This window comes from Marinactinospora endophytica, assembly GCF_054780875.1.
The window spans coordinates 53,973-79,053 of sequence record NZ_BAAGVM010000001.1 but is presented as its reverse complement, the minus strand read 5'-3'; the positions used below and the strand labels follow the sequence as shown (position 1 = coordinate 79,053).

General features: G+C 71.5%; 24 protein-coding genes. 4 read left to right on the top strand and 20 right to left on the bottom strand.

Features of this window, described 5'->3' with window-relative positions; genetic code table 11:
- Position 1 precedes the first annotated feature (1 nt).
- The 18 genes from ACYVHU_RS00350 to rimP form a co-directional block, all read right to left on the bottom strand.
- Positions 2–1,720 (bottom strand): urease subunit alpha, encoded by a 1,719-nt coding sequence (locus tag ACYVHU_RS00350; RefSeq protein WP_432936398.1) that lies wholly within the window; start codon positions 1,718–1,720, stop codon positions 2–4.
- Positions 1,713–2,420, bottom strand: coding sequence for an urease subunit gamma (locus tag ACYVHU_RS00345; RefSeq protein ID WP_078760110.1), 708 nt, complete (start codon positions 2,418–2,420; stop codon positions 1,713–1,715). Before ACYVHU_RS00345 ends, ACYVHU_RS00350 begins: the two co-directional genes overlap by 8 nt.
- Positions 2,421–2,699: 279 nt before the next feature.
- Positions 2,700–3,443, bottom strand: a complete 744-nt coding sequence (gene dapB / locus ACYVHU_RS00340; RefSeq protein WP_432936402.1) for a 4-hydroxy-tetrahydrodipicolinate reductase — start codon at positions 3,441–3,443, stop codon at positions 2,700–2,702.
- 26 nt (positions 3,444–3,469) lie between these two features.
- Positions 3,470–3,964 (bottom strand): hypothetical protein, encoded by a 495-nt coding sequence (locus ACYVHU_RS00335; protein ID WP_498947323.1) that lies wholly within the window; start codon positions 3,962–3,964, stop codon positions 3,470–3,472.
- A 272-nt stretch (positions 3,965–4,236) separates the two neighbouring features.
- Complete coding sequence (locus ACYVHU_RS00330) at positions 4,237–4,761, bottom strand: hypothetical protein (protein WP_078760107.1); 525 nt, start codon at positions 4,759–4,761, stop codon at positions 4,237–4,239.
- A gap of 5 nt (positions 4,762–4,766) precedes the next feature.
- Positions 4,767–5,297 carry a hypothetical protein gene (locus tag ACYVHU_RS00325; protein WP_078760106.1) on the bottom strand — a complete coding sequence of 177 codons (531 nt, stop codon included), beginning with the start codon at positions 5,295–5,297 and terminating at the stop codon, positions 4,767–4,769.
- 28 nt (positions 5,298–5,325) lie between these two features.
- A complete protein-coding gene (locus ACYVHU_RS00320) occupies positions 5,326–6,069 on the bottom strand; it encodes a hypothetical protein (protein ID WP_144290688.1) in 744 nt (247 codons plus the stop codon).
- Between the two features lie 329 nt (positions 6,070–6,398).
- Positions 6,399–7,733, bottom strand: coding sequence for a M16 family metallopeptidase (locus ACYVHU_RS00315; RefSeq protein WP_078760104.1), 1,335 nt, complete (start codon positions 7,731–7,733; stop codon positions 6,399–6,401).
- Positions 7,734–7,832: 99 nt separating this feature from the next.
- Positions 7,833–10,142 (bottom strand): polyribonucleotide nucleotidyltransferase, encoded by a 2,310-nt coding sequence (locus ACYVHU_RS00310; RefSeq protein WP_078760103.1) that lies wholly within the window; start codon positions 10,140–10,142, stop codon positions 7,833–7,835.
- Between the two features lie 355 nt (positions 10,143–10,497).
- Complete coding sequence (gene rpsO / locus ACYVHU_RS00305; protein WP_078760102.1) at positions 10,498–10,767, bottom strand: 30S ribosomal protein S15; 270 nt, start codon at positions 10,765–10,767, stop codon at positions 10,498–10,500.
- Between the two features lie 219 nt (positions 10,768–10,986).
- Positions 10,987–11,922: a bifunctional riboflavin kinase/FMN adenylyltransferase gene (gene ribF, locus ACYVHU_RS00300; protein ID WP_078760101.1), complete on the bottom strand. Its 936-nt coding sequence runs from the start codon at positions 11,920–11,922 to the stop codon at positions 10,987–10,989.
- A 92-nt stretch (positions 11,923–12,014) separates the two neighbouring features.
- Positions 12,015–12,890 carry a tRNA pseudouridine(55) synthase TruB gene (truB, locus tag ACYVHU_RS00295; protein ID WP_078760100.1) on the bottom strand — a complete coding sequence of 292 codons (876 nt, stop codon included), beginning with the start codon at positions 12,888–12,890 and terminating at the stop codon, positions 12,015–12,017.
- Between the two features lie 39 nt (positions 12,891–12,929).
- Complete coding sequence (rbfA, locus tag ACYVHU_RS00290) at positions 12,930–13,373, bottom strand: 30S ribosome-binding factor RbfA (RefSeq protein ID WP_078760099.1); 444 nt, start codon at positions 13,371–13,373, stop codon at positions 12,930–12,932.
- Positions 13,374–13,378: 5 nt separating this feature from the next.
- Positions 13,379–13,675, bottom strand: a complete 297-nt coding sequence (locus tag ACYVHU_RS00285; RefSeq protein WP_078760511.1) for a DUF503 domain-containing protein — start codon at positions 13,673–13,675, stop codon at positions 13,379–13,381.
- 106 nt (positions 13,676–13,781) lie between these two features.
- The gene (gene infB / locus ACYVHU_RS00280; RefSeq protein ID WP_078760098.1) at positions 13,782–16,760 is read right to left on the bottom strand and encodes a translation initiation factor IF-2; all 2,979 of its coding nucleotides are present in this window, start codon (positions 16,758–16,760) and stop codon (positions 13,782–13,784) included.
- Positions 16,761–17,001: 241 nt separating this feature from the next.
- Positions 17,002–17,238 (bottom strand): YlxR family protein, encoded by a 237-nt coding sequence (locus ACYVHU_RS00275; protein ID WP_268805077.1) that lies wholly within the window; start codon positions 17,236–17,238, stop codon positions 17,002–17,004.
- 37 nt (positions 17,239–17,275) lie between these two features.
- On the bottom strand, positions 17,276–18,280 hold the full coding sequence (gene nusA, locus ACYVHU_RS00270; protein ID WP_078760096.1) for a transcription termination factor NusA: 1,005 nt from the start codon (positions 18,278–18,280) through the stop codon (positions 17,276–17,278).
- A 24-nt stretch (positions 18,281–18,304) separates the two neighbouring features.
- Positions 18,305–18,787: a ribosome maturation factor RimP gene (rimP, locus tag ACYVHU_RS00265; protein ID WP_078760095.1), complete on the bottom strand. Its 483-nt coding sequence runs from the start codon at positions 18,785–18,787 to the stop codon at positions 18,305–18,307.
- A gap of 328 nt (positions 18,788–19,115) precedes the next feature.
- On the opposite strand from rimP, the gene ACYVHU_RS00260 reads away from it, so the two are divergent.
- Positions 19,116–19,619 (top strand): hypothetical protein, encoded by a 504-nt coding sequence (locus ACYVHU_RS00260; RefSeq protein WP_078760094.1) that lies wholly within the window; start codon positions 19,116–19,118, stop codon positions 19,617–19,619.
- On the top strand, positions 19,616–20,062 hold the full coding sequence (locus ACYVHU_RS00255; protein WP_078760093.1) for a DUF4439 domain-containing protein: 447 nt from the start codon (positions 19,616–19,618) through the stop codon (positions 20,060–20,062). The genes ACYVHU_RS00260 and ACYVHU_RS00255 overlap by 4 nt, the downstream gene beginning before the upstream one ends.
- A gap of 60 nt (positions 20,063–20,122) precedes the next feature.
- Here ACYVHU_RS00255 and ACYVHU_RS00250 read toward each other — a convergent pair whose 3' ends face one another.
- A complete protein-coding gene (locus ACYVHU_RS00250; protein WP_200813503.1) occupies positions 20,123–21,874 on the bottom strand; it encodes a proline--tRNA ligase in 1,752 nt (583 codons plus the stop codon).
- A gap of 268 nt (positions 21,875–22,142) precedes the next feature.
- Between ACYVHU_RS00250 and ACYVHU_RS00245 the strand changes: the two genes are divergently transcribed.
- Positions 22,143–22,985 carry a spermidine synthase gene (locus tag ACYVHU_RS00245; RefSeq protein ID WP_078760092.1) on the top strand — a complete coding sequence of 281 codons (843 nt, stop codon included), beginning with the start codon at positions 22,143–22,145 and terminating at the stop codon, positions 22,983–22,985.
- Between the two features lie 12 nt (positions 22,986–22,997).
- Here ACYVHU_RS00245 and ACYVHU_RS00240 read toward each other — a convergent pair whose 3' ends face one another.
- Positions 22,998–23,684 (bottom strand): hypothetical protein, encoded by a 687-nt coding sequence (locus ACYVHU_RS00240; RefSeq protein WP_078760091.1) that lies wholly within the window; start codon positions 23,682–23,684, stop codon positions 22,998–23,000.
- Between the two features lie 254 nt (positions 23,685–23,938).
- Between ACYVHU_RS00240 and ACYVHU_RS00235 the strand changes: the two genes are divergently transcribed.
- On the top strand, positions 23,939–24,874 hold the full coding sequence (locus ACYVHU_RS00235) for a DMT family transporter (RefSeq protein WP_078760090.1): 936 nt from the start codon (positions 23,939–23,941) through the stop codon (positions 24,872–24,874).
- Positions 24,875–25,081: the final 207 nt, after the last annotated feature.

Sequence of the window (25,081 nt, the reverse complement as noted above, 5' to 3'; positions counted from 1 at the left end):
CCTAGAACAGGCTGTAGCGCTGGGTGAGCGGCAGCTCGGCGACCGGATGGTCGCGTCCCTGGGGGTCGACGGTGTAACCGTCGATGGTGACCCGGAAGGTCTCCGGATCCACCTCGATGCTGGGCAGCGCGGTGTTGTTGGGCAGGTCGGCCTTGGTGACCTCGCGGGTGGGCCGGACCGCGGCGAGACGGCGACGCAGCCCGAGCCGCTCGGCGAGGCTGTCGTCGAGGGCCGCCTGGGAGACGAAGCTGACCCCGAGGTGGGCCGCCGAGGAGGTGGCCGCGGCCAGCCCCCGGCGCAGCAGCATCGGCTGGGCCGTGGGGATGGTGGCGTTGGGGTCGCCCTGCGGGGCGTAGACCACCGCTCCGGACTTGACCACGGCGGCCGGGCGGCTGCCGAAGAAGGCGCGGTCCCACAGCACCAGGTCGGCGAGCTTGCCCGGTTCGACCGACCCGACCTCGGAGTCGATGCCGTGGGCGACCGCCGGGCAGATCGTGTACTTGGCGACGTAGCGCCGGGCGCGCTCGTTGTCGGCCGGCAGGGACGAGTCGACCCCGTGGCGGTTCTTCATCACGTGCGCCACCTGCCAGGTACGGCAGATCACCTCGCCGATGCGGCCCATGGCCTGGGCGTCGGAGGAGGTGACCGACATGGCGCCCATGTCCTGGAGGATGTCCTCGGCCGCCATGGTGGTGTCGCGGATGCGGGAGTCGGCGAACTGGACGTCGGCCTCGACGTCGGGGTTGAGGTGGTGGCAGACCATGAGCATGTCGTGGTGCTCGGCGACGGTGTTGACCGTGAAGGGCAGCGTCGGGTTGGTCGAGCCGGGGATCACGTTGGGTTCGCCGGCCAGCACGATCACGTCGGGTGCGTGTCCGCCGCCGGCGCCCTCGGAGTGGAAGACGTGGATGCCCCGGCCGGCGATCGCGGCGATCGTGTCCTGCACGTAACCGGCCTCGTTGAGGCTGTCGGCGTGCAGGGCGACCTGGAGGCCGAACTCCTCGGCCGCGCGCAGGGCGGCGTCGATGGCCGCCGGGGTGGCGCCCCAGTCCTCGTGGACCTTGTAGCCGGCCGCGCCGGCCAGGGCCTGTTCGCGTAGCGCGGCGGCGCCGACGGTGTTGCCCTTGCCCAGCAGCAGCGCGTTGACGGGGATCTCGTCGAGCGCGCGGTGCGCGAGCGCGAGGTTCCAGGGTCCGGGGGTGACCGTGGTGGCCTTGCTCCCCTCGGCGGGGCCGGTGCCGCCGCCGACGACCGTCGTGGTGCCGGTGGCCAGCCCCTCGTAGAGCATGTCGGCGTTGAGCAGGTGGACGTGGGTGTCGATGGCGCCGGCGGTGAGGATGCGCCCCTCGCCGGCGAGGACCTCGGTGCCGGGGCCGATCACCAGGTCGGGGTGGACGCCGTCGGCGATGTCGGGGTTGCCGGCCTTGCCGATGGCGGTGATGCGCCCGTTGCGCACGCCGACGTCGGCTCGGACGATGCCCCAGTGGTCGAGGACGACCACGTTGGTGATGACGAGGTCCAGTGCCCCCTGTTCGTTGGTCCGGGTGCTCTGCAGCATCGACTCGCGGATGGACTTGCCCCCGCCGAAGACGGTCTCGTCACCGCCGAAGCAGTGGTCGTGCTCGATCTCGATCCACAGGTCGGTGTCGCCGAGCCGGATCTGGTCGCCGGTGGACGGTCCGTAGAGGGCGGCGTACTCGCCGCGCCCGATCTCACTCACCCTGGTCCTCCGCCTCGTCGTTGCCCGCGCTCTGTCCCGGTTTGCCCGGCCGGATCCCCGGGACGGCCCCGGTCCCGCCCAGCGCCACGATGCCCAGCCGTTTGGCGTCCCCCGGCTGGAAACGGATCGAGGTGCCCGCGGGGATGTCCAGGCGGAACCCCTCGACCGAGACGGGGTCCTGGCCCCCCTCGTCGTTGGGGACGAGGAAGCTGACGGCCGGATTGACGTCGGCGAGGTGGATGTGGGAGCCGATCTGTACCGGCCGGTCGCCCTCGTTGAACACGACGACGACACGCTTCTCACGGCCGGCGTTGAGTTCGACGGAACCGTCGCGGACCCGGATCGCGCCCGGTACGACGGTCTCCGCCTCCTGGTCGCCCGGGTCGCTTCCCGCCACGGCGCGGATGGGGTGGCTGAGGGTGACGAGCTTGCGCCCGTCGGGGAACGTGGCCTCGACCTGGACGTGGTCGATCATCTCCGGCACGCCGGCCATGACCTGGTCGGCGCGCAGTACCTGGACACCCTCCTCCATGAGCTGTTCGACGGTGGCCCCCTCGCGGGCCCTCTCCAGGACCCAGCAGGACAGCAACGCGATGGCTTCGGGATGGTTGAGGTGGACGCCGCGTTCGAGCCGATCGCGGGCGACCATGCCGGCCACGCTCAACAAGAGCTTCTCCGTGTCCGACGGAGTCAGAAACATAGATCCTCCCCGCGACGTGCGATGGGCACGCCGCCCAGCGGTACCCGCTGTTATAAGGCGTGAGCCGGCTCGGCCGGTTACGCCTGTGTTAAAGCGGTACCGATCAAGAAGATGGTGTCAGGTGGCCAGGCGCGCGGACGGGATATCGAGAGGTCGGCGCGAATTCATCCCACCTCTGACGGAGGAGAGATAGCATATTCGGACATTTTTCGCTTTAAGCGTCAAAAGTAACGGCCCCGGCGGTGCCGGGGCCGTGCGTCGAGTGGGGAGGATGCCGGTTCAGGACAGGCCGAGCAGCGGCTCCAGACCGACCGTGACCCGCTGGGGAAGGTCGGCGACACGGCGCACCCCCAGCAGCACGCCCGGCATGAACGACTCCCGGTTCATCGAGTCGTGCCGGATCGTCAACGTCTCGCCGTGCGTACCGAGGACGACCTCCTGGTGGGCGATCATCCCGGTGATGCGCAGGGCGTGTACGCGCACCCCGCCGACCTCGGCCCCCCGAGCGCCGTCCAGCTCGGAGGTGGTGGCGTCGGGCATCGGGGCCGATCCGGCCCGCTCACGCGCCGCGGCGACGAGCTCGGCCGTGCGGTAGGCGGTACCGCTGGGAGCGTCGGCCTTGTTCGGGTGGTGCAGCTCGATGATCTCGACCGAGTCGAAGTAGGGGGCCGCCTTCTCCGCGAAGCTCATCATCAGCACCGCCGCGACACCGAAGTTCGGGGCGATGAGCACGTTGACACCGGGCGCCTCGGCCAACAGCTCCCTCACCTGCGCGACCCTGGCCTCGTCGAACCCGCTCGTCCCCACCACGGCGTGGATGCCATGGGAGATCAGCCAGCGCAGATTGTCCATGACGACGTCGGGATGGGTGAAGTCGACGACGACATCGGCGCCGAGCACCCTGTCGCGCTCATCGGCCGCGCCGACCCCGGCCACCAGCTCGGTGTCCTCGGCCGCCTCGACCGCCTTGACCACTTCTGACCCCATGCGCCCCTGGGCGCCGAACACTCCTACCTTGATCACGGGGTTACCGTACCGGACGTGCGGTCTCACCAGCGGATCGGCGTCAGGGCCACGGACAGCGACAGCAGCGTGGCGACCGTGAGCATCGGCACCAGCCACCTGCGGTGGGCGTCCCAGGTCGCGGTCCACTCCCCCGCCGGCCCGTACCGGAGTGCCGCGACCGCCATCGTCCACCGTCCGGCCGCGAATCCGAGCGCCGCCGCGGGGACCGCGCCGAACGGGACCGCGAGGACGAGCGCGGCCAACATCAGGTGCGGCAGCGCGGTCGGGGAGTAGGTGCGCACGCCCGTGCCCATCTCGAACCCGAACTGCGCCGCTCCCCACAGGGGGCCCCGATGCTGGACCTCCTCGGGCACCAGGCGCCGGTTCTCGGGGATCGGGAAGCGCGCGATGCCCAGTTCGCGCACTGCGACGGCCAGCGCCAGCAGGCCCAGCAGCACCATCCGGGGCGCGGGCGGCGCCAGTGCCTGCACCAGCCCGCCGACGACCCCCGCCACGGCCCCGACCAGCCCCGCGCCCACGACGAGACCGGCCCCGAAGGCCGCGAGGCTCCGTCCACCGCGCCAGACCGGCGCGCTCAGCAGAAACGCCGAGTTGTGGCTTCAAGTGGAACCGGAACCGGAGAAGCCGGCGGCCCAGGAGGCGCAGGAGACGGCGATCATGACACCGACCGCTCCGCCTCCCGCACCGGCCGGCGTCAACGCGAGCGCGATCACGCACCCCACGGCGGTCAGGGTCCTGGGGTCGCTCGACGCCCGCGCCCACGGTCGCGGCCGTCTCGCCGGCGTCACGCTCACAGCTCGCACACCGCGATCGTCAGGTCCTCGTAGCGGTCGCCGTCCTCCCAGGTGACCTCGGTGTGGGCGTCGGAGCAGCGGTACTCCTTGCCCGCGGTGACCCACCGCCAGGCGTTGCGCCCGCCGCAGCTGGTGCCGACGCGGTAGGCCTGGTAGTTCTCCCCGCGCGAGGAACGGCTCCCCTCGAAGTGGAAGCCCCCCGAGCAGGGATAGGTGCCGCGCCGCCAGCCGCCCATGCACACCGCCGCCCCGCTCCACCAGTTGCTGGGGTCCTCCTCGTACCCCATCGGCCCGGCGAACCCGTCACAGTCGGGATGTTCGCTGGTGGGGCCGGCGGCCCAGGCGCGCGCCCGGGTGTAGGCCCAGTCCAAAGGCGCCAGCGCGGCCAGGACCAGACCGGTCAGAACGCCTTTGAACACCGTGCGCCGAGCCGGGGCCGCGGCGCGGACCCGCCGCACCAGCGGGCTGGGTCTGCCGTCCGGCGGCGCCTCGACCGCCGAGGGAATCCGGGTGATGTCCATGCTGGTCACTCCTTCGACAGGGCGGTGGACAGCCGGTGCGCGCGGGTGAGCAGCGTGGCGACCGTCTCGGGCGGCGGCGCACCGGGCCGGACGTAGCGGCGGTCCAGGAGCGCGCCCTCATGGTCGACCAGCGCGAGCACCGGGGTGTAGCCCTCGTAGACCTCGCTCCACAGGTCGGCGCCGGCCATGGTCTCGGCGAAGGAGGCGTCCGGGTAGCGCCCGGCGGCCTCGGCGTCGGCGAACACGAACACGATCCGGACGTTGGCGCTACGTCCCTCCTCGCAGGCCGCCGCGACCGCCTCCCAGACCTCCCGGCACAACGGACAGGTGCCGTCCAAAAGCGCGACGAGCGCCGCCCCGTCCCCGGGGCCCGGCCGCAGACGGACCGGGTAGCGAGGGGGCCGGGCGCGCTGACCGGCGAAGACGATCGCCGAGAGCTGACGGAGCCGGATGTAGACGGCGGTGGACACCGCAACGGCGAAAACGGCGACGAGCATGGCCGCGGCGGCCAGCGCCGCCGGAAACGAGAGTGTCACGCGCTCCCCCTTGTTCGGCGATCACGGGTCACGTCCAACGCGCCTGGATGTTCTCCAGGACGGAACCGACATCGGATTCGGCCATCTTGGGGACGTCCCCCGAGGGACCGACGAAGATGACCTCCAGGAGGGCGCTCTCCCCGGCGATCATGTAGCGCCAGCCGAACGGGGAGTCCTCGCGTGGCGCGGAGTCGCCGGCCCCGTCGTCGACCGGCATCCGCCAGATCTCCACGTCGTCTCGGGTCAGCCCCTGCCATTCCGGAAGGTCGGGGAGCGCGTCACGAGCGCTGCGGACCATGAGCACCGCCTCGTCACAACGTCCGATCGCGACGGTGCCGAATTGGCGGAACGAGTCGCCGGCCACCGGCCGCACCGAGGCGCCCCCGGGGGCGTCGACGAACTCCACCACCCCGATGACACGTTCCAGGGCGTCGCCGGACGGCGCCGGACCGGCGAACCAGGAGACGGCGTCATGGTGGGGGCCAGCCCACACCAGGCAGGATTGCGCCTCGCCGTTGTAGAGCAGGAGGTCGTGGCCGCGATGATGACGGACCTCCTCACGCGCACCGGGCAGCAGTTTGCGGGGGATGACCTCGTGCCGGCCGGCGGGGGCGATCGAATACTGCCGGTGGAAGGCGTCACCGGATATCCGGGTGATACCGCTCCAGGAGAGACTCCCCAGCGGAGCGGCCCCCTCGACCGTGAATTCCGATCCGTCCGCGGCGATCCGGGACACGCCCTGACCTGCCGTCGGACCCGAACGGAGAACCATGACGTCACCTCACAGAATGCCGGACCACCAGGTTAGTGAAGGTAGTGGCCAACAAAAAGGAATCACGCCTTGGAACTACGCGCCGTATGACACGACGCGAATTTTACGAAAAAAGGCAGAAATAGCGATAAGAAGAGGATGGCGGGAAAAACACGAGAGAACGTATTTACCGGCTCATCGCCGCTGTCGTGCCCGTCCCAACGGGCACGACAGGCCGCGCAAAACCTCACTCACCCGGGAGTGGAACGACAACCCCGGCGGGGACGGTGAAACGTCCCCGCCGGGGACCACCGGATCGGGCCGGCCGGATACGGCCGCGGCCGAAACGGTTAGAACTCGCGGTCCTCGGCGTAGGGACCGATGATCGCGAGCGCCTGCGGGCGCGTGAGCACGTCGGCGGCGACGGCGCGGACCTCATCGGGGGTGACCGCGGCGATCGCCGCGAGCTCCTCGTCCATCGACGGGAGGCGGGGATGCCCCAGCTCGTGCCGCGCGATCCGGCTCATCCGGGAATAGGACCCCTCGTAGCCGAGCACGAACGACCCCCGCAGCTGCCCCTTGGCCCGCTGGATCTCCTCATCGCCGAGACCCGACTCGGCCACCGAGGCCAGCTCGTCGCGGCACACCGCCAGCACCTCGTCGATCTTGCCCGGCAGGCAGCCCACCGAGACCGAGAACGTCCCGGTGTCGGCATAGCCCGAGGTGTAGCTGTAGACCGAGTAGGCCAGTCCCCGCTTCTCCCGAACCTCCTGGAAGAGACGCGAGGACATGCCGCCCCCGAGGGCGGAACTGAGGACGCCGAGCGCGTGGCGGCGCGGGTCCGTGCGTGCCAGCGCGGTTCCCCCCAGCATCACCTGCGCCTGCTCGGTGTCACGGGACAACAGCGTGGTCCCGGGGTGGGCCGGCGCCCCCGGACCGCTCAGCCGGGGGCCCACCGGGCGGACGTCCTCCGCCTCCGCCAGCACCGGCGCGAACGCCTCACGTACCAGCGCGACGACCGTGTCGTGGTCGAGGTTGCCGGCCGCGGCCACGATCAGCTCGTGGGGGCGGTAGCGGTCGCGGTAGTGCTCGACGATGCGGTCACGGGACAGCGCCGTGATCGTCTCGACCGTGCCCAGGATGGGCCGCCCCAGTGGAGCGGCACCGAACAACTGGGCCGCGAACAGGTCCTCGACGAGCTCACCCGGCTCATCGTCGACCATCGCGATCTCCTCCAGGATCACGTCGCGTTCAGCCTCGACCTCCTTGGGGTCCAGCACCGACCCGATCACCATGTCGCTGATGACGTCGATGGCCAAGGGGAGGTCGGAGTCGAGCACCTTGGCGTAGTAGCAGGTGCACTCCTTGGTGGTGAAGGCGTTGTGGTCGGCGCCGACCGCGTCCATCAACGAGGAGATCCCCAAGGCGTCACGCTTGCGCGTGCCCTTGAACAGCAGGTGCTCCAGGAAGTGCGTCGAGCCGGCGTGCGCGGTGTCCTCGTCCCGCGAGCCCACGCCCACCCAGACACCGAAGGCCGCCGAGCGCACGCCCGGCATGGCCTCGGTGACCACGCGCAATCCGCCCGGCAGGACCGTCCGACGGACCGCGCCCGTGCCGTCCCGGCCCTCCAGCAGCGTGACCGTGCTACCGGGTTCCTGCTCGGCGGCGATGGGGACAGGGTTCATGCTTCCTTCTTCGTCTCGGAGGGATGGGACCGGGCAGACCCCGGGAAAACGGGAAAGGGCGCACCCGAAGGTGCGCCCACCCGCCCTACACGGCGATGATCAGGTGTTCTCACCACGGCCGCTGCCACGGGTGCGGCGTCGACGCCGCTCCGTGGGCTGACGCTCGGCCGCGGGCTCGTCGCTGTCGGCCTTCTCGGGCTTGTCCTCGGCGGCGGCGTCCGTGGACGCGGCGGCCGCCTCGGCCTCGACGACCTCGACGGGGACCAGCGAGAGCTTGCCACGGTCGTCGATCTCGCGGATCTCGACCTGGATCTTCTCGCCGATGCTGATCACATCGTCGATGTTCTCGATCCGCTTGCCACCGTGCAGCTTACGGATCTGCGAGATGTGCAGCAGGCCGTCCTTGCCCGGCAGCAGCGACACGAACGCCCCGAAGGCGGTCGTCTTGACGACGGTGCCCAGGTAGCGGTCGCCGACCTCCGGCATGGTCGGGTTGGCGATGCTGTTGATCGTGTCGCGCGCGGCCTCGGCGGAGGGGCCGTCGACGGCGCCGATGTAGATGGTGCCGTCGTCCTCGATGGTGATCTCGGCGCCGGTCTCGTCCTGGATCGAGTTGATCATCTTGCCCTTGGGGCCGATGACCTCGCCGATCTTGTCGACGGGCACCTTGACGGTGAGGATGCGCGGCGCGTTCGGGCTCATCTCGGCCGGACGCTCGATGGCCTCCTGCATGACGTCGAGGATGGCCAGGCGGGCGCCACGCGCCTGCTGGAGCGCGGCGGCCAGCACCTCGGCCGGGATGCCGTCGAGCTTGGTGTCGAGCTGGAGCGCGGTGATCAGGTCACGGGTACCGGCGACCTTGAAGTCCATGTCGCCGTAGGCGTCCTCGGCACCGAGGATGTCGGTCAGCGTGACGTACTCGCCGCCCTCGCTGATGAGTCCCATGGCGATACCAGCGACCATCTCCTTGAGCGGCACGCCCGCCGACATCAGCGACATCGTCGAGGCGCAGACCGAGCCCATGGAGGTCGACCCGTTGGAGCCGAGGGCCTCCGAGACCTGGCGGATCGCGTAGGGGAACTCCTCGCGCGAGGGCAGGACCGGCAGGAGCGCCCGCTCGGCGAGCGCGCCGTGCCCGATCTCGCGGCGCTTGGGGGAGCCGACCCGCCCGGTCTCGCCGGTGGAGTAGGGCGGGAAGTTGTAGTTGTGCATGTAGCGCTTGGTCCGCTCGGGGTTGAGCGTGTCGACCATCTGCTCCATGCGCAGCATGTTCAGCGTGGTGACGCCCAGGATCTGGGTCTCGCCCCGCTCGAACAGCGCCGAGCCGTGGACCCGCGGCAGCACGCCGACCTCGGCGGTGAGCTGGCGGATGTCCTTGACCCCGCGACCGTCGATGCGCTTCTTGTCGCGGATGATCCGCTCGCGCACCAGCTTCTTGGTCAGGGCCTTGAACGCCGCGCCGATCTCCTTCTCGCGGCCCTCGAAGTCCTCGGCCAGCTTCTCGGCGGCCAGCGCCTTGACCCGGTCGAGCTCGGCCTCGCGGTCCTGCTTGTCGGCGATGGTGAGCGCCTGCGCCAGCTCGTCGCTGACGGCGTTGGCGACCGCGGCGTAGGCGTCGTCCTCGTAGTCGAGGAAGATCGGGAACTCGGCGGTCTCCTTGGCGGTCTGCTCGGCCAGCGCCTGCTGGGCCCGGCACAGGACCTTGATGAACGGCTTGGCCGCTTCGAGCCCCTCGGCGACGGTCTGCTCGTTGGGGCCGACCGCGCCCTCGGCGACCAGCTTGAGCGTGCTGGTCGTGGACTCGGCCTCGACCATCATGATCGCGACGTCGCCGTCCTCCAGCACACGGCCGGCGACCACCATGTCGAACGTCGCGCCGCCCAGCTCCTCGTGGGTCGGGAAGGCCACCCACTGGCCGTCGATCAGGGCCACGCGCACGCCGCCGATCGGGCCCGAGAAGGGCAGGCCGGCGAGCTGGGTCGACATCGACGCGGCGTTGATGGCGATCACGTCGTAGAGGTGCTCGGGGTGCAGCGCCAGGACGGTCTCGACGATCTGGATCTCGTTGCGCAGCCCCTGCTTGAAGGAGGGACGCAGCGGACGGTCGATGAGACGGCAGGTGAGGATGGCGTCCTCCGAGGGCCGCCCCTCGCGCCGGAAGAACGATCCGGGGATACGCCCGGCGGCGTACATGCGCTCCTCGACGTCGACCGTCAACGGGAAGAAGTCGAGGTTCTCCTTGGGCCGCTTCGAGGCGGTCGTGGCCGACAGGACCACGGTCTCCTCGTCGAGATAGGCCACGGCGGAGCCGGCGGCCTGACGGGCCAGCCGGCCCGTCTCGAAGCGGATGGTACGGGTGCCGAAGCGGCCGTTGTCGATAACGGCTTCGGCGGAATACGCGCCCTCCATGGGCGTCCTCCTACACGGTGATTCGGGTATTGCTCAAGATCCCGCGTCCGTGCCCCGGAGAGTCATACGTCGTCGAGTCGTCCTCAACCTGTTCGGCCTGGCAGGCGCCGCCTGCGAGACATCCGATGGTCAGCGACGGCCGGCCATCGATCGAAGCCCCCGGCACGCCCATGACGGGCCGAGGACCACTACCGAGGACCGGCCTCGACGCGGCAGCCGAGGGTCGGGGCGCGGGAAGACCGGTGATTCAGTTGTTCGAACAGTGCAGCCAGCGATGTACCCAGCACTGCCCAGTGGTAACACCACACTACTAAGAAAGGGAGCGGCCGGGGCCACTCCCTCTCTGAAGGCTCGCCTAGCGGCGCAGACCGAGGCGCTCGATGAGCTGACGGTAGCGCGTGATGTCCTTCTTCGCGATGTACTTGAGGAGGCGACGACGGCGACCGACCATCAGCAGCAGACCGCGGCGGCTGTGGTGGTCGTGCTTGTGCGTCTTCAGGTGCTCGGTCAGCTCGGTGATCCGGTGCGTCAGCAGCGCGACCTGGACCTCAGGGGAGCCGGTGTCGCCGTCCTTGGTGGCGTACTCGGCGATGATCTCGTTCTTCTTGGCGGTGTCGATCGACACGACGCTCCTTCTCAAGGTTCTGGTCCGCTGGTTTGGGCATGCACCCGCGGCGGGCGCGGGACCGGTGACCACGCGAACCCACAGTCACCGGAATTTCAGGATCGAACGCGCCCCGCGGGGCCGTGAGGCCGCCTGGCATCGGGCGCGGGCACGAGCCGGTGCACGCACCGGCGCTCGGACCAGGTTACACCCCGGCACGGGTGCCCCGAACCATCGGCGTCACTCCCCCGCCAGGAGCTCCCGCGTGCGCTCCACGTCGCGCTCCATCGCCGCGATGAGCTCGTCGATCCCGTCGAAACGCAGGGTGGGGCGGATCCGGTGGGTGAACTCGACCGCCATCTCCTCGCCGTAGAGGTCGAGGTCGTCGCGGTCCAGCGCGTAGGCCTCGACGGTGCGTTCCCCGCCCTCGAACGTCGGGTTGGTGCCCACCGAGACGGCGGCCGGCCAGCCCGCCTCCTGCCCCGAAGCGGGGGACAGCCGCAGCAACCGTCCAGCGTAGACCCCGTCGGCCGGGACGGCGCTTCCCACCGGGGAGTCGAGGTTGGCGGTGGGGAAGCCCAGCAGTTCACGGCCGCGGGCCGCGCCGTGGACCACGATCCCCTCGACGCGGTGCGGACGGCCCAGCAGCCGCCGCGCCTCCTCGACCGCCCCCTCGGCGACGGCCCCGCGAACACGCTCCGAGGTGACGGGGGCGCCCTCGTCGGTGAGGACGGGAACCTCCTCGACCGCGAAACCGCGCCGATCCCCCAGCGCTCGCAGGGCCTCAACACCGCCCCGCGCCCATTCGCCCACACCCGGCCCGGTCACGACGGTGTCGGCGCCCAGCCGAGCGACGAACCGCGAGGCGTCCCCCTCGTCGGACAGGTCGTCCGGCTCGGGGACCGACGGCGGCACGCAGACGGCGGAGGCACCGAACCGCTCCAGCAGTTCGGTCTTGTGCCGCGGACCGGTCAGGACGGCGGGACGCGCGGCCCCTGCGCAGCCGGCGGCGTCGAAGGTCACGACGACCAACGGCAGGTCCCGCTTGCGCGCCAGCTCCGCGGCCCGGGCCAGCACCTCCTGGTGCCCGCGGTGGACCCCGTCGAAGACGCCGATGGCCACGACGGAGCGCCCCCAGTCGCGGGGAATCTCCTCCACACCGCGCCAGCACCGCACGTCACACAGCTCCCCTCAACCCCGCGTCGCGGGACTCCTCCTCGCCCGCCGGGACCTCGCGGTCCGTCGGGACGTCCGGTCAGCGCGGCCGGTCAGGCCGCGGAGAACACCACGATCGGCTTGCTGTAGCCGGGACGTTCCTCGGCGAGCGCCAGCACGCTGCCGTCCGGGGCGAACAGCCCGATCGGTCCCGGCCCCAGGTTGCCCGGGGCGATCCGGTTCCCGTGGCTGATCCTGCGCACCTCATCGTGGTCGAGGACCCTGACGGGGAAGGCCGCGGCCACCGCGTCGGCCAACGGGATCGCGCTGAACTCCGTCTCAAGCTGTTCCAGGGTGCGCGCCAGGGCGAGGTCGTAGGGCCCCACCCTGGTGCGGCGCAGCGCGGTCAGGTGTCCCCCGACTCCCAGCGCCACGCCGAGGTCGCGGGCCAGCGCGCGGATGTAGGTGCCGCTGGAGCAGGTCACCCGCGCGTCCACGTCGACGTACCCGTCCACACGCCGGACCTCGCCGATCGCGAACTCCGACACCGTGACCGGGCGTGCCCTCAGCTCCACCGACTCGCCCGCGCGCGCCTTCTTGTAGGCGCGCTGGCCGTTCACCTTGATGGCGCTGACCTGGGGAGGGACCTGCTGGATGGTGCCGGTCAGCGCGGCGGCCCCGGCCCGGATCGCCGCCTCCTCCACCCCCTCGGTGGAGGCACGGGCGACCGGCTCCCCCTCGGCGTCGTCGGTGGTGGTGGACTCGCCCAGCCGGAGGGTCGCCTCGTAGACCTTCTCCGTCAACGCCAGGTGCCCCAGCAGTTTGGTGCCCTTGTCGATGCCGAGCACGAGCACCCCGGTGGCCATGGGGTCGAGCGTGCCGGCGTGGCCGACCCTGCGTGTCCTGGCGAGCCGCCGGACGCGCGCGACAACGTCATGCGACGTCCAACCGGCCGGCTTGTCGACGATGACGACGCCGTTGGTGGTCATGGTGGTGAGACCGCTTCCTCGTCCTCGGCCCGTGCCGGCCTATTCGTCGTCCTCGTCGTCGCGTTCGCGGGGCACCCGGTAGGGGTCGGCCTCGCCGGCGGGCTGGGCGGTCGCCGCGGAACGGGCCACCTCGGCGTCGGCCTGGCGGGCCTTGGCCAGCAGCTCCTCGATGTGGTAGGCGTTCTGCTGGACCTCGTCCCGCTCGAAGGCGAGGCTCGGTGTGTGGCGCAGTCCGGTCTGGCGCCCCACCTCGGAGCGGATCACTCCCTTGGCGCTCTCCAGCGCCGCGGCGGTACCGGCCTTCTCCTCGTCGGTGCCGAACACCGTGTAGTAGACCGTCGCCTCGCGCAGGTCGTTGGTGAGACGCGCGTCGGTGACGGTCACGAACCCCAGACGCGGGTCCTTGATGCGCCGCTCCAGCATCTCCGCCACGATCCGCTGGATCCGGTCGGCGAGCTTACGCGCGCGTGCGGCGTCAACCATGGTGTCTATTCTTCCTCGTGATTGAAGAGCCGCTGCCGGGCGGAGAGCAGCTCGATCTCAGGGTGTCCCGCGACCAGACGTTCGCACGAGTCCATCACCTCGACGCAGTGCGCCGCCGTGGAGGACACGACCGCGACGCCGATCTGGGTACGACGGTGCAGGTCCTGGTTGCCGGTCTCGGCGACGGAGACCGCGAACTTGCGCTGGAGCTCGGCCACGATCGGCCGCACCACCGAGCGTTTCTGCTTCAGGGAACGGACATCGCCCAGCAGGATGTCCAGGCTCAGCGCACCGACGTACAAGCGGTTCACCCCGGGTTTTCTCGATTTGTCGGACCGACCCCGCGGGGCCGGAAAGAAACGCGGACCGGGGCCCGGCGAGTGCCGGGCCCCGGACCAAGGGCGCGTATCAGTCGCGCGGCTTCTCCTGCATCTCGAACGTCTCGATGACGTCCCCGATGCGGATGTCGTTGTAGCCGACACCGATACCACACTCGTAGCCCTCGCGGACCTCGGTCGCGTCGTCCTTGAAGCGGCGCAGCGACTCGACGGTGAGGTTGTCGGAGATGACGACCCCGTCGCGGATGAGGCGGGCCTTGGCGTTGCGGCGGATGATGCCGTCGCGCACGATCGAACCGGCGATGTTGCCGATCCGCGGCACCTTGAAGACCTCGCGGATCTCCGCGGAGCCGAGCTGGACCTCCTCGTAGATGGGCTTGAGCAGGCCCTTGACCGCGGCTTCGACCTCCTCGATCGCCTGGTAGATGACCGAGTAGTAGCGGATCTCGACGCCCATGCGGTCGGCGAGCTCGCTGTTCTTGCCCTCGGGCCGAACGTTGAAGCCGATGATGATCGCGTCCGAGGTCGCGGCCAGGTTGATGTCGTTCTGCGTGATCGCACCGACACCACGGCCGACGATACGGATGCCGACCTCGTCGCCTCCGGCGTCGATCTTGAGCAGCGACTCCTCCAGCGCCTCCACCGAACCGGACATGTCGCCCTTGAGGAGCAGCGAGAGCTCGCTGCGCTCGCCCTCCTTGAGCGCGTCCTGCCAGTTCTGCATGGTGACCCGGCGGCTGGCCCGCGCCTGCTGGGCGAAGCGCTCGCGCGCCTCACGCTGCTGGGCGATCTGACGGGCGACCCGGTCGTCCTTGACGACCAGGAAGCTGTCGCCGGCGCTGGGAACGTTGGTCAGACCCAGCACCTGGACCGGCCGCGACGGCTCGGCTTCCTCGACGTTCTCGCCGTTCTCGTCCAGCATCGCCCGGACACGCCCGTAGGCGTCGCCACAGACGATGGAGTCGCCCACGCGCAGCGTGCCGCGCTGGACCAGCACCGTCGCCGTGGAACCGCGGCCGCGGTCGAGGAACGCCTCGATGGCCAGGCCCTGGGCGTCCTGGTAAGGGTTGGCCCGCAGGTCCAGCGCCGCGTCCGAGGTCAGCACGACCGCCTCGAGCAGACCGTCGATGTTGGTCCCCTGCTTGGCGGAGATGTCGACGAACTGAACGTCGCCGCCGTACTCCTCGGCCACCAGACCGTACTCGGTGAGCTGGGCCCGCACCTTCTGCGGGTCGGCGCCCTCGACGTCGATCTTGTTGACCGCGACCACGATCGGCACGTCGGCCGCCTTCGCGTGGTCGATGGCCTCGGCCGTCTGCGGCTTCACGCCGTCGTCGGCCGCGACCACGAGGACCGCGATGTCGGTCGCCTGCGCACCACGGGCACGCATGGCGGTGAACGCCTCGTGACCCGGGGTGTCGATGAAGGTGATCTTGCGCTCTTCACCGTCGACCTCGGTGGCCACCTGATAGGCACCGATGTGCTGGGTGATGCCGCCGGCCTCGCCGCTGACCACGTTGGTGTTGCGGATGGCGTCGAGCAGGCGGGTCTTACCGTGGTCGACGTGACCCATGACGGTGACCACCGGCGGACGCGGCCGCAGGCTCTCCTCGCCGCCCTCGTTCTCACCGAACTCGATGGAGAACGACTCGAGCAGCTCGCGGTCCTCGTCCTCGGGGCTGACGACCTCGACGTTGTACTTGAGCTCCTCGCCCAGCAGCTGCAGGGTCTCGTCGGGCAGCGACTGCGTGGCGGTGACCATCTCGCCCAGGTGCATCATGACCTGGACCAGCGACGCCGGGTTGACGTCGATCTTGTCACCGAAGTCCGACAGCGACGCACCGCGCGACAGCCGGATCGTCTGACCGTTGCCGCTCGGGATCTTGACGCCGCCGAAGGACGGCGCCTGCATGTCGTTGAACTCTTGACGCCGCTGCTTCTTGGACTTGCGGGCACGCCCCGGACGGCCACCGGGCCGACCGAACGCACCGGCCGTGCCGCCACCGCGACCGCGACCGCCGCCACCGGGACGGCCGCCGAAGCCACCCGGACGCGGGCCGCCGCCACCGGCGCCACCGCCACCGCCACCCGTACGCGGACCGGCGCCCACGGGGCCGCCGCGACCGCCACCGGGACGGCCGCCGCTACGCCCGCCGGCTCCGCCACGACCGCCGCCGGCACCACCGGGCGGGGTCGGACGCGACGAGGGCATGTTCATGGGGCTGGGACGCGGGCCACCGGGCCGCGGTCCCATGCTGGCCGGGCTGGGGCGCGGACCGCCCGCACCGGGAGCACCGGGGCGCGGCGCCTGCGGACGCGGAGCCTGGGGGCGCGGCGGACCGCCGGCACCCGGAGCTCCCCCCGGACGCGGGGCGCGGTCGGAGCCGCCACCAGGACGCGGGGCGCCCTGGCCGCCCTGGGGCCCGGGACGCGGTCCCGGACGGGGGGCGGGCTTGGGCGCGCCCATGCCCGTGGCGGTCGACGCGAAGGGGTTGTTCCCCGGACGCGGACCCGCCGGGCGCGGACCCGGACGCGGGCCCTTGCCGGACTCGGGACGACCGGAACGCTCGGCGCGCTCCGGACGCTCGCCACGCTCGCCGCGCTCGGGGCGGTTGCCGCCGGGCTTCGGGCCGGACTGGCCCTGCGGGCCCGGCTTGGGAGCGGGGGCACCGGCCCCCGGACGCGGACCCGGCTTAGGGCCGGGCTTGGGCGCGCCGCCCATGGACGGGCCCGAGCGCGCGGCCGGCTTGGGGCCGGGGCGCGGGCCCGGACGCGGGGCAGCGCCATTGGACTCCCCGGACGGCGCCGGGGAGGAGGACTGGGATTCGGCCCGCGGGCGCGGGCGGGGTTCCGAGGGACGCGGACGGCGGTCGCCGCCCTTCTTCTCCGCGGGACCGTTGAAGGCTTCCTTGAGCCGACGGACGACGGGCGCCTCTATCGTCGATGACGCCGAACGGACGAACTCGCCCATCTCGTTGAGCTTGGCCAGAACGACCTTGCTCTCTACACCGAACTCCTTAGCGAGCTCATATACCCGGACCTTCGCCACTACTCTCCTCTACTTCGGTCCGGGACATGGGCTTGTGCCGGACCGTGGCTAGCTGGACGTACTCATCGCTGCGTACTCATCGAGCGCTCATCGCAATCTCGACCCGCTTTCGACTCTTCGCTACACAACAATGGAACAGTTACGCCGGACTTGCCGACATGGCAAGACCCGCCGACCGCCCGAAGCGTACAACCAGGGCGACGGCGAGATCATTCCAACTGTATCCGGAACCGCCGCAGACTCAAACGCGCCCGAGCGCGGCGAGGTGGTCCGCGACGGGCGAGGCATCGACCCGGCGACTCTCGCGAAACGCCCTCGACCACGCCCGGCGCCGTTCCGCCGCCTGCAAACATCGCAGGTCAAAGTGGATGTAGGCGCCCCTCCCCGGCCGGTTTCCCCGGGGGTCGGGGCGCACCATATCGCCGTCGAGCACCAGCCTCAGCAGCTCTCCCTTGGACGCGCGCGTCCGGCAGCCCACGCACGTCCGTTCGGGGGTCGGGGCGGTCCCGGAGCCGCTACTCGTCACCGGCCGGCTCGGCGGAGTCGGCGGCGCGCTCCTGCTCGGCGAGCTCGGCGTCGGAGCGGATGTCGATCCGCCAACCGGTGAGACGAGCGGCGAGACGGGCGTTCTGCCCCTCCTTGCCGATCGCGAGCGACTGCTGGTAGTCGGGCACGATGACGCGGGCGACCCGGGCCGCGGGATCGAGGATCTCGACATGGTCGACCCGGGCCGGCGACAGCGCGTTGCCCACGAACACCGCGGGATCGTCGGAGTAGTCGACGATGTCGATCTTCTCGCCGTGCAGCTCGGCCATGACGTTGCGCACGCGGCTGCCCAACGGGCCGATGCAGGCGCCCTTGGCGTTGACGCCGGGCTTGTTGGACTTCACCGCCATCTTGGTGCGGTGGCCCGCCTCGCGGGCGATCGCCGCGATCTCGACCGTTCCGTCGGCGATCTCGGGCACCTCGAGCTGGAACAGCTTGCGCACCAGGTTGGGGTGGGTGCGCGACAGGGTGACCGAGGGACCGCGGTGCCCCTTGCGCACCTGGACGACGTAGGCGCGCAGGCGGTCACCGTGGTTGTAGGACTCGCCCGGAACCTGCTCCTGGGGCGGCAGGATCGCCTCGATCCGACCGAGGTCGACCAGGACGTTACGCGGGTCCTTGCCCTGCTGGATGATGCCCGAGACGACCTCGAACTCACGGCCGGCGAACTCGCCGAGCGTCAGCTCGTCCTCGGCGTCGCGCAGACGTTGCAGGATGACCTGCTTGGCGGTCGAGGTGGCGATGCGCCCGAACCCCGACGGAGTCGCGTCGTACTCGCGGACGGGCTCGCCCTCTTCGTCGGTCTCGGTGGCCCACACGGTGACGTGTCCGGTGGAACGGTCGAGCTCGACGCGCGCCTTCGTCTCGGTCCCCTCTTGGCGGTGGTAGGCGATCAGCAGCGCGTCCTCGATCGCCTTGACGACGAGGTCCACCGAGATGTCCTTCTCGCGCTCCAGACTGCGCAGGACACTCATATCGATATCCACGGGGCTCCCCCTCTAGTCCGCCGCGTCGCCGTCGGTGTCGCGACGGAATTCCACCTGGATCTTGCCGCGCCCCAGCTCAGTGTAGGCGTGGACCTGATCCCGGCCCTCGACGTCGAAGGTGACGCCGGAGTCGTCGGTGTGCTTCACCCGTCCACGGACCTCTCCGCCGCCCACGAGGGGGGCGTGCACCAGGCGTCCCCGCGCGCGTCGCCAGTGGCGAGGTTCGGTGAGGGGCCGGTCCACACCGGGGGAGGACACTTCGAGCACATAGGGCGCCTTGCCCATCAGGTCGGAGGCGTCGAGCGCGGTGGCCACCTCCTGGCTCACCTCTCCGATGGAGTCGAGGTCGACACCGTCATCGGAGTCGACCACGACGCGCAGCAGGCGCCGCCTGCCCGCCGGGGTGACCTCGACCGCCTCCAGATCCAATCCGGCCTCTGCCAGGACCGGTTCCAGCAACCGAACGAGACGGTCCTGGCGATCCTGCGCGCCCATCAGCGGTCCTCCTCGGCGAATTCCGCCCGCTTCCTCACGGCGACGGGGCGGTCCAGCTCTGCACATAGTTTCGTCCGCGCGTCCGGCACGACGGCGGTTTGCACCCAAGGGTATCCACTCTCCACCGATCCCCAGGCCCGGTCGCGACGCCTCACGGCGGTGGGGCCGCCCGGGCGAGCGTGTCCGGTGGTCCGCGCGGACGCGCCGAGGACCCGCCTCCCCGTGGAAAGATGGGGGTCGCGGCCCCTTTCCCCGTACCCCGTCTCCGTGGTCCCAGGCCGTGGATAGCGTCCCTGTCGTCGTCATCTCGCACGCTGAGGAGGCACGGTTGCGCCCTGAATCGGTCGGCCGCCGCACGGTCATCGCCGGCGCGCTCGCGGGACTGGCCGCGATCACGCTGGGAGGCTGTCAAGGCGCCCGCTGGTATCCCAGCTCGGTCTCGCCCGACGAGTACCTGCTGCGCCGGGTCGTCTCCGAGAAGGAGACGATGGTGGCGCGCTACCGCGCCGCGATCTCCGCGGGGACCGGGCCGGGCGGACTGCTGGAGCGGCTCCTGGCCGACCACGAGGAGCACTTGGCGGAGCTGCGTTCACGGCTTCCCCAGCGCAGCGCCGAGGAGAACGAGGAGAACGAGGTCACCGCCTCCTCAGCCCCCGTCAGCGAGGACGAGGCGACGGACCCCGCCGTCCTGCGGGTGGCCGAGGAGGCCGCGGCCGCGGCACGCGCCCGCCAGGCCGCCGGGCTGGCCGACTCCAGCCTGGCCCAGCTCTTAAGCTCCGTCGGCGCGTGCGAGGCCGGTCACGCCCACCTGCTGGCGATGGAGGTCCGATGAGCGCTTCGCCCACCCCGGAGGAGGACGCCGCGATCGCGGCGTTGCAGGCCGCGCTGCGCGCCGAGTACGCCGCCATCCACGGTTATGGATTCATCGGAGCCCGCTCCAGGGAGACGCGGGCACGCGCCCACGTCGACCTCGACGCGCACCGCGGCCTGCGCGACCGGCTCCGCGCCGAACTGGTCGAACGCGACGCCGAACCGGTGGCCGCCGAATCCGCCTACGCCCTCCCCGAACAGGACGACACGGGGGCGCTCACCGCCTTCGCGGTCCGCTTGGAGGAGACGACCGCGCAGGCCTACCTCGAACTGAGCGCGGTCCCCGACCAGCGGCTGCGCGACCTGGCGGCCCGCTCCCTGCAGTCCGCCACCGTGCGCTCGCTGGTCTGGGGCGCCCAGCTCGCGGCCTTCCCCGGCTTTCCCGGCGGAGCGCCCGGAGCCTGACCCGACGCCGACGGCCGCCGCGGGAAGCCCGCGGCGGCCGTCGTGTCCGCTCGGCGTCGGCTACCCCTCGGCGACGATGGCCGCGACCCGGTCGACCACGGTGTCGACCGGCACCTCCTCGCGTTCGCCGGTGGCGCGGTCGCGCAGCTCCACCACACCGGAGGCCAGCCCCTTGCCGACGATGACCGCGGTGGGAACGCCCAGCAGTTCGGCGTCGGTGAACTTCACCCCGGGGGACACCCCCTTGCGGTCGTCGACGATGACCCGGACGCCCCTGGCCTCCAGCTCCCCGGCCAGGCGCAGGGCGACCTCGATCTGCTCGCCCTTGCCGGTGCCGACGACGTGCACGTCGGCCGGCGCCACCTCGCGGGGCCACAGGATGCCCTTGTCGTCGTGGGACTGCTCGACGATCGCCGCGACCACGCGCGAGACCCCGATGCCGTAGGAGCCCATGGTGATCCGCTTCGGCTTGCCGTCGGGGCCGAGCGCGTCGACCTCGAAGGCGTCGGCGTACTTGCGGCCGAGCTGGAAGATGTGGCCGATCTCGATGCCACGCGCGGCGTAGAGCGTGCCCTCGCCGTCGGGGGAGGGGTCGCCCTCGCGCACCTCGGCGGCCTCGATCGTGCCATCGGGGGTGAAGTCGCGGCCGCACACCAGGTCGACGACGTGGTGGTCGGGACGGTCGGCACCGGTGACCCAGCGCGTGCCCGGAACGACCCGGGGGTCGACGAGGTAGCGCACCTTGTTGTCGAGGAGCGCGCGCGGGCCGATGTAGCCCTTGACCAGGAAGGGGTTGGCCGCGAAGTCGGCCTCGTCGAGGAGCGCGACCTCGGCCGGCTCGACCGCGGCCTCCAAGCGCTTGGTGTCCACCTCGCGGTCGCCGGGCAGGCCAATGCCGAGGATCTCCCACTCGGTCTCGCCGGGACGGCGGATCTTGACCAGCACGTTCTTGAGGGTGTCGGCCGCGGTGAAGGTCCGGCCCAGGCCGGCCCCGTTGAGGAAGTCCACCAGCGACTCGATGGTGGGGGTGTTCGGCGTGTGGTGCACCCGCGCCTCGGGCTGGCCCTCGATCGGCAGGCTGGCGGGGACGGGGGTGCGCACGGCCTCGACGTTGGCCGCGTAGTCCGAGCCGGTGCTGCGGACGAAGGTGTCCTCGCCGGTGGGGGTCTCGGCCAGGAACTCCTCCGACGCCGAGCCGCCCATGGCCCCCGAGGTGGCCGACACGATGGCGTAGCGCAGGCCCAGCCGGTCGAAGATCCGGATGTAGGCCTCGCGGTGCAGCTCGTAGGAGCGGCGCAGCCCCTCATCGTCGATGTCGAAGGAGTAGGAGTCCTTCATGTGGAACTCCCGGCCGCGCAGGATCCCGGCCCGGGGACGCGCCTCGTCCCGGAACTTCTCCTGGATCTGGTAGAGGATGACCGGGAAGTCCTTGTAGGAGGAGTACTCGCCCTTCACCAGGAGCGTGAACAGCTCCTCGTGGGTCGGCCCGAGCAGGTAGTCGGCGCCCTTGCGGTCGACCAGACGGAACAGGTTGTCGCCGTACTCGACCCAGCGGTTGGTGGCCTCGTAGTACTCGCGGGGCAGCAGCGCGGGGAGCAGGACCTCCTGTCCCCCGATACGGTTCATCTCCTCGCGCACCACGCCGGCCACGTTCTCCAGCACGATCTTGCCGAGCGGCAGCCAGGAGTACACGCCGGGCGCGGCACGGCGGACATAGCCACCGCGGACGAGCAGTTTGTGGCTGGGCACCTCGGCGTCCGCCGGGTCCTCGCGCAGGGTGCGCAGGAACAGGGTCGACATCCGCAGCAGCACGGCCACTCCTCGTCTCATCCGGCGGCCCCGGGAGCCGCCGCCACAGTCAAAAGCAGACTCCCAGGCTAGCGGGAGGGCGGGGTACTCGCAGCCGGGCCGCGGCCCCGTGGTGAGGGGCCGAGCCGGCCAGGACGGCCCGCCCCCACGGACGGGAACGGGCCGTCGACGCCCGCCCCTCCCCCGCCATGGACGCCCCGCCCGCCACCGGCCCTACCGTGGAGACGTGCCGAAGCAGCGGCACGGCACGAGCGAGGAACGGACGGGGAGCATGGGCGGCAGGGAACAGGCCGAAGACGGCAACGGGCGACCGGTGATGGAGCTGCTTCGCGACGCCGACCGCGAGGGGGCCTGGGTCCTCGTGGTGGACGGCACCCCCCAGTCCCACGTGGACCTCACCGACCCGACGTACCTGGACTTCGAGTACGTGCGCCGGTTCGGCCACGTCGTGGACCTGCTCGCCCCCGAACGCGCCCCCATCGACGCCTACCACCTCGGCGCGGGCGCGCTGACCCTGGCGCGCTACGTCGCCGCGACCCGGCCCGGTTCCCGGCAGCGCGCCGTGGACATCGACGCCGGGCTCGTCGACCTCGTCCGCCGCGAGCTGCCGTGGGACCGACGCGCCGGGATCCGGGTGGGCACCGGTGACGCGCGCGCCTGGCTGGGCGCGCGCCACGACGGCTCCGCCGACCTCGTGGTCACCGACGTGTTCTCCGGCGCCCGTACCCCCGCCCACCTGACCTCGGTGGAGTTCGCCGCCGAGGCCGCGCGGGTGCTGCGGCCCGGCGGCGTGCACACCGTGAACATCGGCGACGGCGGCCGGCTCCACCACACCCGGGCCCAGGTCGCCACCGCCGCCGCCGTGTTCGGTCACGTGGCGCTGATCGCCGAGCCCGCGGTGCTCCGCGGCCGGCGGTTCGGCAACCTCGTGCTGGTGGCGTCGGACCGGCCGTTGCCCATCGACGAGCTCACCAGGCGCGCCCACCGCGACCCCGACATGGCCCGGTTGCTGGCCGGAGCCGAGCTCGACCGCTTCGTCGCCGGAGCCGTCCCGGTGCGCGACGCCGAAGCCCGGGACTCCCCGGCACCGCCCCAGGACGCCTTCGCCCGTTGAGCCGGGGACGGGTCAGGCCGGCAGCTCCTCCTCGACCATGCGGCCGAACTCGGCCGGGGCGTTCAGCCGCACGCCGGGCCGCCCGTCCTGGGGCGGCGCGGGCTCGGTGCGGATCGCCATCACCGTGCCCCCGCGCCACCACACGATCTGGTCGGTGACCGGCATCCCGCCACGGGCCAATTCCTGGAAGGTCTCCCACATGAACGCCACCACCGACATGGAGCGGCGGGAGCGCAGGGGCGCGAACATTAGCGTGTTGGGAGAGGGCAGCATGGCGAGCGCGCCGTAGGGCATGGGGTCGGCGGACAGTTCCACCAGCCGCATCACGTGCGCGGTTCCCGGCCAGCCATGGCCGGTGACGACGTTGAGCACGGTGTCGGCGGCCTGGAAGACCTTCAGGTCGTAGGTCTCCGTCGCCATGTTGCGCAGGGCGGTGAACCATAGGTCCTGTTTGGTGGTCCCCCAGGCGTGGGCGTGCCGCTTGCCGAGGATCACCGCGCCGTCGGCCGCCGGGCCGGTGCGGACGCACACCGCGGCGGTGACCGATTCGTTGATGGAATAGGCCAGCGGTTCGGGGCCCAGGAAACGGGGGTCACCGAGGACGAGAACACGCAGGTAGGGGGCGACCTGGTACAACGGGTCGCTCAGCAATCGGGCGTGGACGGCCTCGTCGTTGTGGATCCGGTAGGGGGCGTTCATCGGCTCGCTCTCTGGTCGGGGTCGGACGGCGCGCCCGTCGCGGGCGTCGTGGGCCGCTCCGCCCGGTAGGCGGTGGGGAGACCTCGTCGTTGGTAGAGTCTGCGGCATGACCTACCGGACCGGACTCTTCGTCACTCCCCCTCCGTACGCCTCTTAGGGCGTCCGGGCGCGGCCGCGGGGCCGCGTGACAATGGCATATCACGGACGCCCTGCGCCGACGTTCCCGTTCCTCTCGTCGACGTTGGAGTACGTCCATGTCCGGTTCCGCTTCCTCTTCCCGCCTGTCCTCGGGCATCTCCGCCTCCCCGTCCCGGCGCGGCCCCGCGCTTCTCGTCACGGCCGGCCTGCTGTGGGGGACGGGCGGGCTGGCCGGCTCGGTCCTACAGGACCTGACCGGGATCCACCCCCTGGGAACCGCCGCCTACCGGCTTCTGGTCGGCGGCCTGCTGGCGACCGCGGTCCTCGCCGTCTCGGGGCGGCTTCGCCGGGTGCCGCGCACCCGGGCCTCGCTGACCCGGGTGGCCACCGCGGGCGGTCTGCTCGCGCTGTTCCAGTCCGCCTACTTCGCCTCGGTGTGGCTGACCTCGGTGGGGTTGGCCACCCTGGTCACGATCGGCAGTGTCCCGCTGTTCGTCACCGCGGTGACCGCGGTGCTGGAGCGCCGTCGACCGGCGCCCCGCCTGCTGGTGTCGGTGGGTCTGGGCGTGTTGGGGCTCGCGCTCCTGGCCGGCTTCCCCTCCCTGTCCGGTCCCGCCTGGCGGATCGCCCTGGGGCTGGGCTGCGCGTTGGCCGCGGGGGCGCTCTTCTCCGCGCTGACGATCGTCAACCGGCGTCCCGTCGCCGGTCTCGACCCGTTGGCCGTCACCGCCCTGGGGTGTCTGACCGGCGGGCTCCTGCTGCTGCTCCCCGGGCTCGTCGCCGGGATGGCGTTCTCCCCCGCCCCCGCCCCGCTGGGGGTGCTGCTGTACCTGGGCGCGGTACCGACCGCGCTGGCCTACCTCGCCTACTTCGGCGGGCTGCGCTCGGCCCCGGCGACGGTGGCCGCGCTGGCGGCGGTGCTGGAGCCGTTGACCGCGACCCTCCTGTCGGTCGCGCTGCTGGGCGAGCGCCTCAGCGCGGCCGGGACGCTGGGCGCGGTGCTCCTGATGGCCGCCGTCGTCTTGGACCAGTGGCGGCCACGGCGTAGGTAGGGGCCTTCCGGCCGCCTCCCGGGAGGCGGCCGGGGCGTGTCCTCCCTGCCCGGGGAGGACACGCCCGGGTCCGGCGCGGCGTGGCGTCGGATCCGGTGGGCACCTCGCCGTTCCGTCCGAACCGGGTCGGCTGCGGCTCCCCGTCGGCGCGCTCGCGCCGGTCGGCGTGGCGGTGGCCGTACCGATCACGGTCGTCGGGTGGGTCCG

Bases quoted from the DNA above. Each gene is read 5' to 3' on its own strand.
- truB (WP_078760100.1), bottom strand. From the start codon at position 12,890: ATGACCACCAACGGCGTCGTCATCGTCGACAAGCCGGCCGGTTGGACG.
- ACYVHU_RS00320 (WP_144290688.1), bottom strand. From the start codon at position 6,069: ATGGTTCTCCGTTCGGGTCCGACGGCAGGTCAGGGCGTGTCCCGGATC.
- ACYVHU_RS00235 (WP_078760090.1), top strand. From the start codon at position 23,939: ATGTCCGGTTCCGCTTCCTCTTCCCGCCTGTCCTCGGGCATCTCCGCC.
- rimP (WP_078760095.1), bottom strand. From the start codon at position 18,787: ATGGGCGCGCAGGATCGCCAGGACCGTCTCGTTCGGTTGCTGGAACCG.
- nusA (WP_078760096.1), bottom strand. From the start codon at position 18,280: ATGAGTGTCCTGCGCAGTCTGGAGCGCGAGAAGGACATCTCGGTGGAC.
- ACYVHU_RS00310 (WP_078760103.1), bottom strand. From the start codon at position 10,142: ATGGAGGGCGCGTATTCCGCCGAAGCCGTTATCGACAACGGCCGCTTC.
- ACYVHU_RS00315 (WP_078760104.1), bottom strand. From the start codon at position 7,733: ATGAACCCTGTCCCCATCGCCGCCGAGCAGGAACCCGGTAGCACGGTC.
- ACYVHU_RS00255 (WP_078760093.1), top strand. From the start codon at position 19,616: ATGAGCGCTTCGCCCACCCCGGAGGAGGACGCCGCGATCGCGGCGTTG.
- ACYVHU_RS00240 (WP_078760091.1), bottom strand. From the start codon at position 23,684: ATGAACGCCCCCTACCGGATCCACAACGACGAGGCCGTCCACGCCCGA.
- ACYVHU_RS00245 (WP_078760092.1), top strand. From the start codon at position 22,143: ATGGGCGGCAGGGAACAGGCCGAAGACGGCAACGGGCGACCGGTGATG.
- ACYVHU_RS00330 (WP_078760107.1), bottom strand. From the start codon at position 4,761: ATGGACATCACCCGGATTCCCTCGGCGGTCGAGGCGCCGCCGGACGGC.
- rbfA (WP_078760099.1), bottom strand. From the start codon at position 13,373: ATGGTTGACGCCGCACGCGCGCGTAAGCTCGCCGACCGGATCCAGCGG.
- ACYVHU_RS00345 (WP_078760110.1), bottom strand. From the start codon at position 2,420: ATGTTTCTGACTCCGTCGGACACGGAGAAGCTCTTGTTGAGCGTGGCC.